Annotated in this window: 17 protein-coding genes; 12 read left to right on the top strand and 5 right to left on the bottom strand. The window is 65.2% G+C overall.

Annotated features, from left to right (window positions below; all coding sequences use genetic code 11):
- Positions 1-387 (top strand): hypothetical protein, encoded by a 387-nt coding sequence (locus P0652_RS14890; RefSeq protein WP_284179643.1) that lies wholly within the window; start codon positions 1-3, stop codon positions 385-387.
- Here P0652_RS14890 and P0652_RS14885 read toward each other — a convergent pair.
- Positions 325-1,926: a glycoside hydrolase family 17 protein gene (locus P0652_RS14885; protein ID WP_284179642.1), complete on the bottom strand. Its 1,602-nt coding sequence runs from the start codon at positions 1,924-1,926 to the stop codon at positions 325-327. The two genes, P0652_RS14890 and P0652_RS14885, sit on opposite strands and share 63 nt — an antisense overlap.
- A gap of 213 nt (positions 1,927-2,139) precedes the next feature.
- Here P0652_RS14885 and P0652_RS14880 point away from each other — a divergent pair, with 213 nt between their 5' ends.
- Genes P0652_RS14880 through P0652_RS14845 form a run of 8 tightly spaced genes read left to right on the top strand, consistent with a single transcriptional unit; the run spans position 2,140 to position 8,876 of the window.
- Positions 2,140-3,048: a dihydrodipicolinate synthase family protein gene (locus P0652_RS14880; protein WP_284179641.1), complete on the top strand. Its 909-nt coding sequence runs from the start codon at positions 2,140-2,142 to the stop codon at positions 3,046-3,048.
- Position 3,049: 1 nt separating this feature from the next.
- Complete coding sequence (locus P0652_RS14875) at positions 3,050-3,706, top strand: GntR family transcriptional regulator (protein ID WP_284179640.1); 657 nt, start codon at positions 3,050-3,052, stop codon at positions 3,704-3,706.
- A 41-nt stretch (positions 3,707-3,747) separates the two neighbouring features.
- Complete coding sequence (locus P0652_RS14870; RefSeq protein WP_284179639.1) at positions 3,748-4,740, top strand: sialic acid TRAP transporter substrate-binding protein SiaP; 993 nt, start codon at positions 3,748-3,750, stop codon at positions 4,738-4,740.
- A 57-nt stretch (positions 4,741-4,797) separates the two neighbouring features.
- Positions 4,798-5,292, top strand: coding sequence for a TRAP transporter small permease (locus tag P0652_RS14865; RefSeq protein WP_284179638.1), 495 nt, complete (start codon positions 4,798-4,800; stop codon positions 5,290-5,292).
- Positions 5,289-6,575 (top strand): TRAP transporter large permease, encoded by a 1,287-nt coding sequence (locus P0652_RS14860; protein WP_284179637.1) that lies wholly within the window; start codon positions 5,289-5,291, stop codon positions 6,573-6,575. The genes P0652_RS14865 and P0652_RS14860 overlap by 4 nt, the downstream gene beginning before the upstream one ends.
- Positions 6,575-7,591, top strand: coding sequence for an aldo/keto reductase (locus P0652_RS14855; RefSeq protein WP_284179636.1), 1,017 nt, complete (start codon positions 6,575-6,577; stop codon positions 7,589-7,591). The genes P0652_RS14860 and P0652_RS14855 overlap by 1 nt, the downstream gene beginning before the upstream one ends.
- Positions 7,591-8,430 carry an amidohydrolase family protein gene (locus P0652_RS14850; RefSeq protein WP_284179635.1) on the top strand — a complete coding sequence of 280 codons (840 nt, stop codon included), beginning with the start codon at positions 7,591-7,593 and terminating at the stop codon, positions 8,428-8,430. Before P0652_RS14855 ends, P0652_RS14850 begins: the two co-directional genes overlap by 1 nt.
- Positions 8,430-8,876 carry an RbsD/FucU family protein gene (locus P0652_RS14845; RefSeq protein ID WP_284179634.1) on the top strand — a complete coding sequence of 149 codons (447 nt, stop codon included), beginning with the start codon at positions 8,430-8,432 and terminating at the stop codon, positions 8,874-8,876. Before P0652_RS14850 ends, P0652_RS14845 begins: the two co-directional genes overlap by 1 nt.
- A gap of 8 nt (positions 8,877-8,884) precedes the next feature.
- On the opposite strand, the gene P0652_RS14840 is transcribed toward P0652_RS14845, so the two are convergent.
- Complete coding sequence (locus P0652_RS14840; protein WP_284179633.1) at positions 8,885-9,760, bottom strand: substrate-binding domain-containing protein; 876 nt, start codon at positions 9,758-9,760, stop codon at positions 8,885-8,887.
- 111 nt (positions 9,761-9,871) lie between these two features.
- Between P0652_RS14840 and P0652_RS14835 the strand changes: the two genes are divergently transcribed.
- From P0652_RS14835 to P0652_RS14825, 3 genes are read left to right on the top strand one after another with little or no spacing between them, the layout of a single operon-like run.
- Positions 9,872-10,555 (top strand): ABC transporter permease, encoded by a 684-nt coding sequence (locus P0652_RS14835; RefSeq protein ID WP_284179632.1) that lies wholly within the window; start codon positions 9,872-9,874, stop codon positions 10,553-10,555.
- A gap of 5 nt (positions 10,556-10,560) precedes the next feature.
- Positions 10,561-11,283, top strand: a complete 723-nt coding sequence (locus P0652_RS14830; RefSeq protein ID WP_284179631.1) for an ATP-binding cassette domain-containing protein — start codon at positions 10,561-10,563, stop codon at positions 11,281-11,283.
- Positions 11,284-11,311: 28 nt separating this feature from the next.
- Positions 11,312-12,151 carry an ABC transporter substrate-binding protein gene (locus P0652_RS14825; RefSeq protein WP_502947537.1) on the top strand — a complete coding sequence of 280 codons (840 nt, stop codon included), beginning with the start codon at positions 11,312-11,314 and terminating at the stop codon, positions 12,149-12,151.
- 48 nt (positions 12,152-12,199) lie between these two features.
- Here P0652_RS14825 and P0652_RS14820 read toward each other — a convergent pair whose 3' ends face one another.
- The 3 genes from P0652_RS14820 to P0652_RS14810 are packed head-to-tail and all read right to left on the bottom strand — an operon-like array spanning position 12,200 to position 15,317.
- Positions 12,200-12,913: an ATP-binding cassette domain-containing protein gene (locus P0652_RS14820; protein WP_284179630.1), complete on the bottom strand. Its 714-nt coding sequence runs from the start codon at positions 12,911-12,913 to the stop codon at positions 12,200-12,202.
- Positions 12,913-14,088 (bottom strand): ABC transporter permease DevC, encoded by a 1,176-nt coding sequence (devC, locus tag P0652_RS14815; protein WP_284179629.1) that lies wholly within the window; start codon positions 14,086-14,088, stop codon positions 12,913-12,915. Before devC ends, P0652_RS14820 begins: the two co-directional genes overlap by 1 nt.
- Positions 14,085-15,317 (bottom strand): HlyD family efflux transporter periplasmic adaptor subunit, encoded by a 1,233-nt coding sequence (locus tag P0652_RS14810; protein ID WP_284179628.1) that lies wholly within the window; start codon positions 15,315-15,317, stop codon positions 14,085-14,087. The genes devC and P0652_RS14810 overlap by 4 nt, the downstream gene beginning before the upstream one ends.
- Positions 15,318-15,338 lie beyond the last annotated feature (21 nt).

Genomic DNA, 15,338 nt, shown 5'->3' with positions numbered 1-15,338 from the left:
ATGGCGAAGGCGCAACTGCGACATTCACTGGCCATTCTGGCCGGGGCTGGCCTGGCGGTCGGCCTTGGCTGGTGCCTGCGGCACCTGTTTCTGGACAATGATGCCGTGCGCACATTATGTGATGCAGACGCGAATGCCTGGTTCTGCCGGCTTCGCGCCCAGCTTTCGCTGGTTCTCCGCAATCCGGCTGGCGGTTGGGTCTTGCTGGCCATGGCAGTCCTGACGCTCTGGCGGCCGACACGGCTCCGCATGGCCGCGGCACTTGTCCTGTGCAGCGCCGGGCTGGTGCTTTACCATGCGGATCTGGCTTCCGGTGCAGCGGCCCTATTGCTGCTGCATCTGGCGCTGCTGGGCCCCACGCGCGACGGTCATCGCCACGCCGGCTAGGCTGGCCACGAACCATAATGCCTGCCAGTTCTGCAGACCTTCGACGATCAGGATCCAGATCGCGGTGAAGGCGAGCCCGAGGGCCAACGCCATCCCGCCGGACAGGTCGGACAGGTTCCGGTCCCGCCAGACAAGAATGAGTAAAGGCAGGGTGCCCATCATCAGTGTCGGCGCAGGAAAGTCCCGGTAGCGCGCATCCAGAGCCAGCCCGAGCGCGCTTTGCAGCGCGAAAAAGGCCAGTGCAAGGAACAGCAAGTCGAGCGGCCGCGCCGGCTCGCCCGCACGCCCGGCCAGTCGGGCCACCGCACGCGAAAGACGCGGCGCCGTCTCGTTGCCGGCGAGCGCCAAGGTGCCGAAAACGGCAAGGGCGATCATGACCGCCAGTCGCGTGCCGGCAAAGAGCCAGTCCTTCCAGGTGATGCTTTCCAGCACCAGCTTCTCGAGGCTGAGGCCGGCAAGCGCCCCGCCGACCAGAGCCACGGCCGCGACCTGCATCCATAGCCGCGAGATTTCGGCCTTCGGCTGCCGGCGGATGCGCGTTGCGGCAAGGCCGAACAGCAAGGCCGCGAAAGCCAGGCCGCCACCGAGTTGCCAGCGCCAGAATGGATGATCGGAAACCGGCGAACCCGGGAAGAATTTCGGCTGGTCGGCCCCGGCCTCGAACAGGCCCCAATAGCCGCCGACCGTGCCTTCCGAACGGCGCTTCCAGGGCTGGTCGATCACCTCGATCCAGTTGAACTTGTAGTTCCCCTTCCGGGCGATCTCCGTCATGTCGGCGAGCAGCTTCGCCTGGTTGGACAGCGAGGGCAGGGCGCCTTCGCGCATCCGGCCCGCGCTCGGCCAGCCAACCTCGCCGATCAGGATCTCCTTGCCCGGGAAGGATTCGCGGACTTCCTTCAGCGTATGGTCGATATGGGCTGCAGCCTTGTCGATCCCGATCGGGATATCCTCCCAATAGGGCAGGGTATGGATGGTGATGAAATCGACGAGATTGGCGAGTTCCCGGTTCTTGAGCCAGAATTCCCAGACATCGGCATAGGTCACGGGCACCTGCGACCGGCTCTTCACCTCGCGGATATAGGCGGCCAGCTCGGCCGGCGAGCGGTCACGGCGCAGCAGCACCTCGTTGCCGACAATGATCGCCCGCACGACATCGGGATAGCGCGCGGCCAGCGCAATCGCCGCCTCGACCTGCACGCTGTTCCGCATGATGTCATCGCCGATCCAGATGCCGAGATAGACCTTCATGTTCAACTTGCGGGCAATGCCCGGCACATGCTGGCTGCCGAAATCGGTCGCATAGGTCCGGACGCAATCTGTCAGCGCACGCACCCGCTTCATGTCCTCCTCGACCTGCTCCGCTTCGATACGGGTGGACAGGTCGAATGGGCTCTGATGCGAACGGAAGGGCGCGAAGGACACACAATAGATCGGCTCGCGCACCGTGGAGGCGGAAACGATGACCGGTGTGCCCATCCAGGCCCAGAACCCCGTGATCAGGGCAGAAACGGCGAGAAAAAGAGCAAGGGCGATGCGCATCGGATCCCTACATGTCCTGAATGGGCTGCACGGCTGGGCACGGTTCGGCTTTGGGCCATCTGCCTCGTGTTTCGATTAGGCAGGGATTGTGCAGCTGGCAACACCGGTTGTGATCGATCGCGGTCAAGCCTGCGGATTATTCTCGTGCAGACTAACATGTCAGTCTTGACATCGTCGGCAGGTCAGCTGAATCTGCCCGAGAGTGAGGGATCCATGACATTGACATCGACAACGGGCCGCATCGGCCTGAACTGCGCGCTTTCCACCCCGTTTCGGCCGGATGGCCAGGTCTGCCTGACGCGGCTGGTTTCCCATGCCCAATGGGTTCTCGCCAATGGCTGCGACGGGTTCACCCTGTTCGGCACCACGGGCGAGGGCGCTTCGCTTGGCCATGCCGAGCGCAACCGCATGCTCGGGGCGGTCGGGTCGGCCGGGATTGACCTCCGCCAGAAGGTGATGGTCGGCGTTTCCGCCGCCACCCTGGATGATGCCGTCGAACAGGCCCGGACCGGCTATGCCGTGGGCTGCCGGGCGCTGCTGCTTGCGCCGCCATTCTATTTCGGCAATGCCAGCGATGAGGGCCTTTTCCGCTTCTTCGCTGCCCTGTTTGACCGGCTCGGCGGCCAGCTGCGGGATGTGATCCTCTATCATATCCCCGGAATGACCCGGAACGGCATCTCGGTCGAGCTGACCCAGCGCCTCGCCAAGGCCTATCCCGGCATGATCATCGGCGTGAAGGATTCCAACGGCGACTGGAACGCCACCGAACGCCGCCTCACCGAGCTGCCGGGCCTGCAGATCCTCGTGGGAGACGAGCGCCAGCTCGCTCGTTCGGTCCGCTCCGGCGGGGCGGGCAGCATCTGCGGCCTCGCCAACATCGCGCCTGATCTGCTCCGCCCGCTCGCCAATGAGGGCAAGGATGATCCGCGCATCAATGCCATGGTCGAGGCCATCCTCAAGCATTCCTTCATGTCGGCCATCAAGGCCATGATCGCCGAGCAGACCGGCGATGCCGGCTGGCGCGTCATGCGTGCGCCGCTGGATCCGATGACGGAAGCGGCCGCACGCGAACTGGCATCGACACTTGGCGCCCTTCGCTCGGGCGCGAGCGCGGCGGCATGACATGAACAACGCCCCGGTCAAGCTTCGTGAGCGTGCCTATGAGAGCTTCACCGAGAGGCTCCTTTCGCGCGAGATCCGGCCGGGGCAGTTCATTTCCCAGCGCGAGTTGGTCGAGTTGACCGGCCTGCCGCTCGGCGCGATCCGCGAATTGATCCCCCGGCTCGAAGCCGAGGGGTTGATCACGACCGTGCCGCAGCGGGGAATGCAGGTTGCGCATGTTGATCTGAACCTGATCCGGAATGCCTATCAGTTCCGGCTTTTCCTTGAGACGCAGGCCACCGCGCTCTTCGCCCATGCCCGGTCGGAAGCGGCGGTTGCAGCGCTCCGCGCCAGCCATGAGCAGATCATCGCCCGGGCAGAGGCCGGCGAGCGCGAAACGCTGATCGCCGATGCCGAGGCGACCGACCGCTCCCTGCACGAGGCGGTGATCGATCACCTTGATAACGAGATCATCTCCAACGCTTTCCGCGTGAACTGGATCAAGATCCGCCTGATCCGCCAGAACGAGACCCGCCTTTATGCGGATCTCGTCATCCCGGTCATGCGGGACCACCTGGCGGTGATCGAGGCCATCGAACGGAGGGACGCAGAGGCCGCCGTGGCCGCGATGGCCTTCCATATCAATCAGGCCCGGAGCCGGGCCATCAACATTGAATGACAGACCAGAGGCCGCGAACGGCCCATTTCGGAGGAAAGACCATGACGAGGATCGATCGACGCGGGTTCCTGGCTGGCACCACGCTTGCCGGCGCCACCCTGGCCATGCCGTCCGTGCTGCGGGCGCAGGCCACCACCATCCGCTGGGGCGAGTTGCTCGCCGCCACCCATCCGCAAGTGCAGATGGTCCAGCGGATTGCGGCAGATGTGAAGCAGAAGACAAACGGGCGGATCGACATCCAGGTCTTTCCGGGCGGCCAGCTCGGCTCCGGCAAGGACATGATGGAATCCGTCTCTGCCGGAGCGCTGCAATTCACGACCGATGGCGCGGGCGCGCTTGGCGCCTTCCTTCCGGCGCTGACGCTGGTCGAGGCGCCCTATCTCTGGCGGGACGCCGCGCATCTGGCAAAGGTGAAGGACACGCCGATCTTCGCCAGGATGAACGAGGAGCTTTCTGCCAAGCGCGGCATGCGGATGCTCAACGTCACCTATTACGGCAAGCGCCATCTCACCACCGGCAACAAGGCTGTCCGCACCCCGGCCGACATGGTCGGCTTCAAGTTGCGCGTGCCGCCGGTCGATGTCTTCCAGGCCATGGCCGATGCCTGGGGGGCCAAGGCGACGCCGATCGCCTTCCCGGAACTCTATCTCGCGCTCAGCCAGGGCGCCGTGGACGGGCAGGAAAACCCGCTGCCGACGATCCAGTCGGGCAAGTTCTTCGAGGTCCAGAAATTCCTGGTCCTGACGGAGCACATCATCACGCCGCGGATGATCATCGTGAATGACGCCTTTTGGAAGGGCCTGTCCGCCGCCGATCGCGGCCTGCTGCAAGCCGCTTTCGACGCCGCTGCGGCCTGGCAGGACAAGGAATTGCTCAGCCAGGAGGCCAATCTCGTCGCCACGCTGAAAGGCGCCGGCATGACGGTGATCGAGCCCGATCTCGAGGCCTTCCGCAAACCCGTCCTGGCCACGGTTCCGGCCAAGTTCGAGGCCCGCTGGGGCAAGGGCTCCTTCGATACGCTGAAGGCGCTCTGAGGTGATGCCGGCCGGTTGCCGCCCGGCGACCGGCCTGATCCCGGTTCAGGACAGACCATGACGATCCTTTCGCGAATAACCGACCGCGCCCTGCGCTGGATGGCGGTGCTGCTGATGGCGGCCCTGCTGGCTTCGGTCGTGGCCGGGGTGGTCGCGCGGGCCATCGGCCAGCCTCTGGCCTGGACCGACGAGGCGGCGCAGAACCTGCTGGTCTGGACAGGCTTTACAGGCCTGATGATCGCCGCCCGTCGGCGAAGCCATATCCGGATCACGATGCTGGTCGACTTGCTGCCTGACGCGTTGGCGCGGCTCGCGGAGATTGCCATCCGCCTGGCAGTCATCGTCTTTGCGATCCAGCTCATCCGGTACGGCACCCCGCTCATCGGCCGGAACTGGGATATCGAGTGGGTCAGCCTGCCCTTGCCGGCGGGGCTTCTATACCTGCCCATTCCCTTTGCTGCAGCCCTGCTCATCGTGCAGGCTTTGGCCGAAGCAGTGCAGATCGCGCGACATGGCCCGCGGGCCGGAACCGGCGGGGGCATGGCGCTGTGACCGCGACCATGGGCTATATCCTGCTCGGCTGGTTCGGTGCGCTGCTGGCGGGAATCCCGCTTTTCGCCTCAATGGGGCTGGCGGCCTTTGCCTTCGTGGCTTTGGCTGGCATTCCCGCCGGTATTGTGCCGCAGAAGATCGCGCAGGCTGCGAATTCCTTCCCGCTTCTGGCTGCGCCGCTCTTCATCCTGATGGGCAACATCATGAATTCGGCCGGCGTGACCGACCGCATCTTCGCCTTCGCCACGGCCTGTGTCGGTTGGCTCCGGGGCGGGCTCTGCCATGCCAATATCCTCGCCAGCGTGATCTTTGCCGGCATGTCCGGCTCGGCCGTGGCCGATGCCGGCGGCGTCGGCACACTGGAGATCAAGGCGATGCGCGACGAGGGCTATGACCCCGAAACCGCAGCGGCCATTACCGCTGCCTCGGCCACGATCGGCCCGATCATTCCGCCCTCGCTGCCGATGGTGGTCTATGGCGTCTCGGCGGATGTCTCGATCGGCGGCCTGTTCCTGGCGGGGGTCATTCCCGGCCTGTTGATGGCCGGGGCCCTGATGCTGATGGTCTCCGAAGTGGCACGCCGCAAGGACATGCCGCGCCATCCCTTTCCGGGCCTTCGCGAAGTCTGGACCGCCTACAAGCGCGCCCATTGGGCGCTGATGACGCCGGTCATCCTGTTCGGCGGCATGATTGGCGGCTGGTTCACCCCGACAGAAGCCGCCGGTGTGGCTACCGTCTATGCGCTGGTGCTCGGCCTCTTCGTCTACCGGGACTTCCGTCTCTCCGATCTGCCGGACCTGATCGTCGATACGGTCGAGACAACCGGCGTTGTGCTGGCACTGGTCATGACAGCAGCGGCGCTGGCCTGGTGCCTGTCGATCTCGCGGATTCCCCAGACTGTCGGCCCGATGATCGTCGACTGGATCGGCAATCCGCTGATTTTCCTGCTGGCCGTGAATGGCCTGCTGTTGGTCGTTGGCTGTTTCATGGAGGCGCTTGCCGCCATGCTGATCCTGATCCCGATCCTCACGCCCGCGGCCGCCCAGTTCGGGATCGATCCGATCCAGTTCGGGCTGATCTTCGTGCTCAACCTGATGATCGGCACAATCACGCCGCCGGTGGGCGTGGTGCTTTTCGTGACGGCGAGGATCGCCAACATTTCCTTCGAGGCCATGTCCCGCGCCATTATTCCCCGGCTCTTGCCTCTGATCGGGGTTCTGCTGGCCATTACGCTCTGGCCACCTTTGACCACCTCCCTGCCCAAGCTCTTGATGGGGCGCTGATGATCGCCATTGCCGGACGCACCCTTGGAAGGACGGGGCTCACCGTCAGCGAGATCGGCTTCGGCGCCGCGCCTTTGGGCGATCTCTACCGCCTGATCGATGACGAGGAGGCGATCGCGGCGGTGACGGCGGCGATCGGATCCGGCGTGACCCTGATCGATACCTCGCCGCTTTATGGCCACGGCCTTGCCGAGCACCGCGTCGGCACCGCTATCCGCCGCGCCGGCCGGGACCGGGTTGTCCTGTCGACCAAGGTCGGCCGCTGGATGAGCCCGGCCCGCGGAGAATGGGACCGCGAGGGCTATGCCGGCGGGCTGCCTTTTGCCGCTACGCTTGATTATTCGTATGACGGGACGATGCGCTCGCTCGAGCAATCCCTGCTGCGCCTTGGCACAGACCGGATCGACATCGCGCTGATCCATGATGTTGACCGCCGCAACCATGGCGATGCGGTCGACCAGCGTTTCGCCGAGGCTTTGGCCGGCGCGTGGCGCGCGCTTTACCGCTTGCGTGAGCAGGGCGTCATCCGTGCCATCGGGATCGGCGTCAACGAGGTCGAGATCTGCCTCCGTTTCGCCGATCATTGCGATCTCGACTGCCTGCTGCTCGCCGGCCGGTACTCGCTGCTGGAACAGGGCGCGCTCGATGTCCTGTTTCCGCTGGCGGAGGCGCGCGGCATCGGCATCCTGCTTGGCGGGGTGTTCAATTCCGGCATTCTCGCCACCGGTGCTATTCCCGGCGCGAAATACGATTATGCCGATGCACCCGAGCCCGTTCTCGACCGGGTTCGCAGGATCGAGGCGCTTTGTGCCCGTCATGGCTTGGCGCTGCCTGCCGCGGCGATGCATTTTGCCCGCGCCCATCCCGCCGTATCGAGTGTGGTGCTCGGGGCGGTCACCCCGGCAGAGATCCGGCGGAATCTGGAGGGCTGGTCGGTTCCGGTTCCCGCGGCCTTCTGGCAAGACCTGCGCGATGCCGGGCTGATCGACCCGCGGGCGCCGACAGGAGAGGGATAATGCGGATTGACGCCCACCAGCACTACTGGTCTCTGGCCCGTGGCGACTACGGCTGGCTGACGCCAGCCCTCGCGGCGATCTACCGCGATTTCGGCCCCGGCGATCTCGCGCCACATCTGGCGGCTGGCCGGATTGACCGGACGATCCTCCTCCAGGCCGCGCCGACCGAGGCGGAGACACGGTATCTGCTCGATCTCGTCGCCCGGCACGAGACGATAGCCGGCGTGGTTGGCTGGATTGATTTTGATGCACCCGACGCTTCGCGCCGCGTTGGCGCCCTCGCAGCGGATCCGCTACTGGTCGGCTTGCGACCGATGATCCACGACATTCCCGACCCGGACTGGATGCTCGCGCCGTCCGTTCTGCCAGTCCTGAGGGCGATGGTGGCAGAAGGACTCGTCTTCGATGCACTGGTCCGCCCGCCACATCTCTCGCGCCTGCTGGTTCTGGCCGATCGGATTCCTGACCTCTCGATTGTGGTCGATCACGCCGCCAAACCGAGGATCCGGGAACGGATCCAGGAACCCTGGGCAAGCGATCTGGCCGCCCTCGCGCAGCGCCCGAATGTGGTGGTGAAGCTCTCCGGACTGCTCACGGAGGCGGCAGCCGGCGATGGCATGTATCACCTCTATCCTTATATCCGGACCGTCATGGAAGCCTTCGGCCCTGAACGGATCCTGTTCGGTTCCGATTGGCCGGTTCTCGAACTGGCAGGCACCTATGCCGACTGGCTCGACATTGTCGAACGGACGATTGCTGGCCTGACCGCCGAGGCAAAGGCCGCCATCATGGGGGGCAATGCCGCCCGGATCTACCTTACGAAAAGGGGACGGCGCTGATGCTGAAGGGGATCGATCCACGGCTCTCGCCGGACCTGCTGCACCTCCTCGCCCGGATGGGTCACGGCGACGATCTCGCAATCGTTGACGCGAACCATCCGGCAGAATCCGTCGCCGCCAGCACCGTTACGGGCGAATTGGTTCGATTGCCCGGGCTCGCGGTCGATTCCGTGCTGGAGGCCGTGCTGACGCTGTTCCCGCTGGATGATTTCACCGAAGACCCTGTCCGCTTCATGCAGGTTGTCGGCGATCCGGAGGCACACCCAGAAGCCATCCAATCCATGGAATTGGTGGCGCGCCGGGCTGGCTATGCCGGGCCTTTCCATGCGCTGGAGCGTTTTGCTTTCTACGCGGCGGCAAAATCGTCCTTCGCCGTGGTGCAATGTGGCGAGCAGCGCCTTTATGGCAATGTCCTGATCCGCATGGGTGCGCTCGCACCAGGCTGAATCCGCCACTACCGGTTAAACCGCACGCTGCCGGCTGCCGAAACGTCAAGCCCGCCAAGGCGATCCGCATGATCGCGGAAGGCCGGGCTGCGCAGGAATGCCCATAGGGCCTGCTGCGCCGGCTCGAAATAGGTCCGGCGGCGCAGGACGAGATCGAAATTCTCCCAGGCCAGCGGCAGGAAGCCGAGCCCGTTCGCTTCGGCAACCGCCCGCGTGGCAATCCCGCAATCGATTGTATTCGCACGGAGGGCAAAGGCGAGGTCCTGGCCAGTCTCGAAGGCGAGGCCCATGGGCAGTTGTTCAGGTTCGAGTCCATGCTCCTGGGCCAGCTTCGCCAGGAGCAATTGCGCGCCGGCCCCTGCCTGGCGCTGGCCGAAGCGGATGCCGGCGGCAAAGGCATCGGCAAGCCCCTTGATTCCGCGCGGGTTGCCTGCCGGCAGCAGAAGGCCCTCCTCGCGGCGGCAGAAATGGATCATCACAAGGTCGCTGAGGCCGGGCATGGTCGCGACGGCATCGAGATTGGCATCCTCGCTGCCGGGCATATGCAGATGGATCGCTGCGATGGCCACCTCGTTCCGCGTCAAACGGTCCAGTCCGGCCTCGGAGCCCACGGCCAGCAATGCGAGGCCGGATCCGGATCGCCGCGCCGCCCATTCGAGCAGCGGGTCATGGCTGCCGCCGATAATCGCAGGGGGTGTGGCAGGTCCCGGCAACGCGGCGGACATCCCCGCTTCGATCCACCGGTCGAGCGCCGCGCGCGGGAACAGCCATTTCCCTGTCACTTTGGAACAGGGCACCAGCCCGGCCGCCGCCATATCATAGAGCTTGCGCTCCTTGAGGCCGAGATAGGCGGCAGCCTCCTCCGTCGAGAGATATGTCGACATGCATAGACCTGCATTGATTTGCAAATTTTCCGATAATGCTATCTTTTGCAGAAATTGCTTTTCGACGTCAAGGTGTCGCACTACATCGTTTCCATGGATGCATTGGGGGCCATGCAGGCAGCCATAGGGCTGGTGGTGACGTTCGATCCGCAGTTCCTGCAGATCGTCGGGCTATCCCTGCGTGTCACACTGACGGCGGTCCTGCTGGCCGCCCTGATCGGCCTGCCTCTCGGTGCCTGGCTGGCCCTTTCCCGGTTTCGCGGAAGGGCGGCGCTGATCGTGCTGATCAACGGGCTGATGGGCCTCCCGCCGGTCGTGGCCGGGCTTTTCGTCTTCCTGCTCCTTTCGCGGTCCGGCCCGCTGGGCCCGCTTGGCCTGCTCTTTACCCCCACGGCCATGGTGATCGCCCAGACGGTCCTCGTCCTGCCGATTGTCATCGCACTGACGCGGGGCACGCTGGAGGAACTCTGGCAGGAATATCGCGAACACCTGACATCTCTCGGCCTGAGCGGATGGCGTGCGGTGCCCACTTTGCTCTGGGATGGCCGTTTCGCGCTTGCAACGGGGCTCCTTGCGGGGTTCGGGCGCGCCAGCGCCGAAGTGGGTGCCGTGCTGATCGTCGGCGGCAACATCGCGAATTATACCCGCACCATGACCACCACGATCGCGCTCGAGACCTCGAAAGGTGACCTTCCGCTCGCGCTGGGCCTTGGCCTCGTTCTGATGGCGCTGACACTTGCAATCAACGCCGCCGGTTATGCAGCCAGCCGGGTCGGCGCACGTTTCGCCGGATGACGCCGATGCTCGGGATGCCCTCGATCCTTCCGCTGGCTGTCAACGGGCTCGTTCTCGAGCGCGAGGGCCGCCGCTTGCTGGATGACGTCAGCTTCACGCTGCCGCGAGGAGGGGTTACTGCCCTGATCGGGCCCAATGGCGCGGGGAAATCGCTCACGCTCCGTCTGTGTCACGGGCTGATCCGACCCGAGGGTGGCAGTGTCGGCTGGAATGTCGGTGACGGCCGGATTGCCGGGCGACTGCGTCATGCCATGGTGTTCCAGCGCCCGGTCATGCTGCGCCGCTCTGTCCGCGCCAATCTGCTGCACGCCTTGGAAGCGCTCTCGTTCGACCGGCCGGCCAACCGCGCTGACGTGGCTCTTGCGCGGTTCGGCCTGTCCGATCTGGCGGCGCGGCCGGCGCGCCTGCTCTCCGGCGGCGAGCAGCAGCGCCTCGCCATCGCCCGCGCCTGGGCGCTTGAGCCGGAACTGCTCATGCTCGACGAACCGAGCGCCCATCTGGATCCCGGAGCGACCCGCCAGATCGAGCAGATCATTTCCGCGTTGGCGGCCGAGGGCATGACGATCCTGATGACCACGCATGATCTCGGGCAGGTCCGCCGCCTCGCGGCACGGGTGCTCTTCCTTCATGCCGGGCGGCTGCGCGAGGACGCGCCCGTCGACCGGTTTTTCCAGGCTCCGGTTTCGCCGGAGGCCCGCGCCTTCCTCGCCGGAGACCTGCTCTGGTGAACCCCAAAAACCAAACGGAGAAAATGCCATGATCAGTAGAAGAATGGGGCTCGGCCTTGGTCTTGCTCTTGCCCTTTCGGGCCCGGCCTTTGCGCAGGCCCCGGCATCGGACCGGTTCATCACGGTCTCCTCGACGACCTCGACCACCGATTCCGGCCTGTTCACGCACCTCCTGCCGCTCTTCAAGGCGAAGACCGGAATTGATGTGCGCGTGGTCAGCCAGGGCACCGGACAGGCGCTCGATACCGGCCGACGCGGCGATGCCGACGTCGTTTTCGTCCATGCCCGTGCACAAGAGCTGAAGTTCGTCGATGACGGCTTCGGTGTCGAGCGCAAGCCGGTGATGTACAATGATTTCGTGCTCATCGGCCCGAAGACCGATCCCGCCGGCATCAAGGGTGGCAAGGACATCGTCGCCGCGCTGAAGTCCGTGCAAACGAAGGGCGCGCTTTTCATCTCGCGCGGTGACAAGTCCGGCACCCATTCGGCCGAACTGAACCTCTGGAAGGCGGCCGGGATTGAGATCGGACAGGTGAAAGGCCCATGGTATCGCGAGATCGGGCAGGGCATGGGTGCGGCGCTCAACATGGCCTCGGCGCAGGGCGGCTACGTGCTGTCGGACCGTGCAACCTGGCTCAACTTCAAGAACCGTGGCGATCTCGAGATCGTGGTCGAGGGGGATCGCCGCCTGTTCAACCAATATGGCGTGATCCTCGTGAACCCGGCGAAGCATCCGCATGTGAAGAAGGCGGATGGCCAGACCTTCATCGACTGGCTGGTCTCGCCGGAAGGGCAGAAGGCCATCTCGGATTACAAGATTGGTGGCGCCTCTCTCTTCTTCCCGAACGCCACCCAGCCGGGAGCGTAAGTCCTTGGGCGGCTAGAAGCGGGCTGGCCTGGCGGCATTCCCCGCCGGTCATCCCGTCATCCGGCCGCCATCGACGATCCGGCCTTCATCGATGGTGATGATCCGGTCGGCGAGGTCGAGGATCTTCGAGTCATGGGTGACCATCACGATCGTGGTCCCCTGTTCCTCGCCCAGTCGTTTGAGCAGGTTCACGGCATTGAGCGCGCTGTCCTTGTCGAGGGCAGCGGTCGGCTCGTCGGCAAAGATGATGTCGGGGTTGCCGACCAGCGCGCGGGCAATTGCCACGCGTTGTTTCTGGCCGCCAGAGAGATTGCCGGGAAGGTAGTTGAGCCTGTCCTGCAGCCCGAGCAGGGTCAGGATATGCCTGCAGGCCGTCTGCCAGTGTCGCATCGCCCCTGGCCCGTGCACTTCCAGCCCCATCCGCACATTCTGCATCGCCGTGAGGCTCTCGTGCAGGTTATGCGCCTGGAAGATGAAGCCAAGCCGACGCCGTGTGGCAACAAGGGTTGCTTCATCCGCTTCGGCCAGTTCCTGGCCCAGCAGCCGGATGCTGCCCGATTGCACGCGGCGAAGGCAGCCCATCAATGTCAGCAGCGTCGTCTTGCCGGATCCGGAAGCGCCGACCAGAACGTTGAGCCTGCCGGCCTCGATCTCGAGGTCGATGTCGAACAGCGCCTGCTTGCGCGCTTCCCCCTCGCCGAACCAATGCGCAAGGCCCTTTGCGACAATGGAATGGGGCCTGTCCAAGCGGGGGCTCGCCATCAGAACAGATCCGCCGGGTTGGCCCGCGCGAGCTTGCGCGTCGCAATGGCGCCGGACAGCGTACACATGACCAGCGTGCCGCCGAGGACTGTGACCGCACGCTCCACTGTCATGGCCAGAGGCAGGCCGGTCGCGCCGGCAACCAGCGTGTAGAGGCCGAGTGCGATCAGCAGGCCAGGCACGAAGCCGAGCAGCGCGAGGATCAGGGCTTCCTCGAATACGATGCCGAGGAAGAATCGCTGCGGAAATCCGATGGCCTTGAAGGTCGCATATTCCCGAAGGTGGTCGGCGACATCGGTCGAGAGCACCTGATAGACGATGATAATGCCGACCAGCACGCCAATCACAATGCCGAAGCCGAAGATAATGCCAATGGGCCGCTGGGTCGTCTGGAAACGCTGGTCCGCAGCCACGGCCTCCGCCACGGGACGGACCTTGCTGTCATCCGGCGGCAAAACCGCGCGCAGGGCGGCGAGGACCTGCTGCGGGGAAGCGCCCGGCTCCAGCGTGACGAAGATGAAGTTGGGCGCGCCCGGCGCACGTTGCGGAAACAGCTTGAGGAAGGTCTGGTCCGACACGACGAGGTACCCGTCTGCACTAAACCCACCGCCCATGACGAATGTGTCCACCACGGAGATCGTCCGGCCCTTGGCCTCGAAACGGTATTGCTCGCCCCTGCCGATCGCGGAAAACATCTCGGGCGGCACGTTGCGGGTTCTGGAATCGATCAGCGCCACATCGGACAGGGCGAGTTCAGGCAGGCGGGCGGCAATCCGCGGGTTGCGGAAGGTTGTGACGGCCGGGTCGATCCCGAAAAGGTCGAGCGTCCGCACCGAGCCATCCGGCCTCTTCCAGTCCAGTTTGGCGAGATAGACGGGCGTCGCGCTCCGTACGCCTTGGACAGCAAGCGCCTGATACATGCGTTGCCGGGGGAGGGGCGATCCATCCGCAAGCGTATTCATGTCGGAGGACGAGATGATGAGGTCGGCCTCGAACTGGCGATAGGGAACCGCGATGCTACCGACGAGCGCCCCGAGAAAGCCAAGCTGCATCAGGATCAGGATATTGGCAAAGGCAACCCCGGCAATCGCGGCCGCGAGCCGCCCCTTGCTGTGGCTGAGTTGCAGCCAGCCGATCGGCAGCCGACCGAGCAGCTTTTCAAGCAGCCCGGTCATGGGCCGGTCGGCAAAATGCGCGCGCGCACCGGCAGGTTGGTAAAGCCGCGCGCGATGACGTTCGAGGCCGGATCAAGCCGGACCGTGACTTTGATGACGCGCGCATCCGTATTCGCGGCCGGTGAGGGGTCGGTAATCGTCTGCCGCCCGACCTCCAACCCGATCCGCACAACCCGGCCGCTCAGCGCCTCCGGCAGCGCCTCGGCCTGAATCTCGACCCGCGCATCGAGCGCGACCCGGGAGATTTCGGTCTGGTAGATCTCGATCTCCGCCTTCATGTGGTCGATATCGCCGAGATTGAGGATGCCGCCAGTCCCCGGCTTTTCGCCCGGCCGTGCGGTGATCGAGAGAACCGTCGCTGCCAGCGGTGCCCGGATATAGGCGCGCTCGAGGTCAGCCGCCGCGCGCTCGAGATCCGCCTTGGCGAGATCGACATTCCGCGCCGCGACCACGATATCCGGCTGACGGTCGAGTTCGCCCTGGCCATAGCGGGTCAGCGAGGCGCGGTTCCGCTCCACATCCCGCTGGGCCTCTTCCATCTGGCTCCGGCGCTGATCGTGGCTCTGATCCGAGGCAAAGCCTCGACGCTTCAGTTCCTCGACCCGTTCGAACTCGCGGACAGCATTCTGTGCCACCGTTTCGGCGCGGGCGAGCGCGGCCTCTGCTTCGGCCCGGCCGGCTGCCGTGGCATTGCGCACCTGCGCCAGCACCGCTTCCTTCGAGGCAAGGTTTGCCTTTGCCGTCTCCAGCGCCGACAGAAGCTGTCTTTCGTTGTCGAGTACCCCGAGCAGCGTGCCGGCAGCCACCCTTTCGCCCTCGCTGACGAGCATCCGGCTGATCCGCGCATCGCCGGCGCCGTAGGGCGGAGCCACCGTGACAACCTCTCCTTCCGGCAGGAGTTTGCCCAGCCCGATCACCGCGCGCGGCAACGCCTTCGCCGTATCGGCCGGCGCGCTGGGCGCGGGCACGGCGATCGGGTTCGACGTGCCGCCGCCCGGTGCAAGCTGCAACCACGACATGATTTTCCGGACGCCCGGAGGCTGGAAATAAAGGCCGATCACCCCGCCTGTCATCAGCAGGCCCATGACCAGCGGAACAGCGGGCAGCGCCCGCAACACCGGTCGCAGACGGCTTTTTTTGACCGGAGCCGGAAGCTGGCGTTCGACAACCACCAGAGGCAGGCCAGCTGGTGGCCTGGCGGTATCGGCAGGGTCCTCGCCCGAAGCCATGCGATAATCCTTGGTGTTTCG

The sequence above is a fragment of the Rhabdaerophilum sp. SD176 genome (assembly GCF_030143245.1).
Classification (GTDB): domain Bacteria; phylum Pseudomonadota; class Alphaproteobacteria; order Rhizobiales; family Beijerinckiaceae; genus Rhabdaerophilum.
Note: the sequence above shows the minus strand (reverse complement) of the source record. Positions and strands in the feature narration are given on the sequence as shown.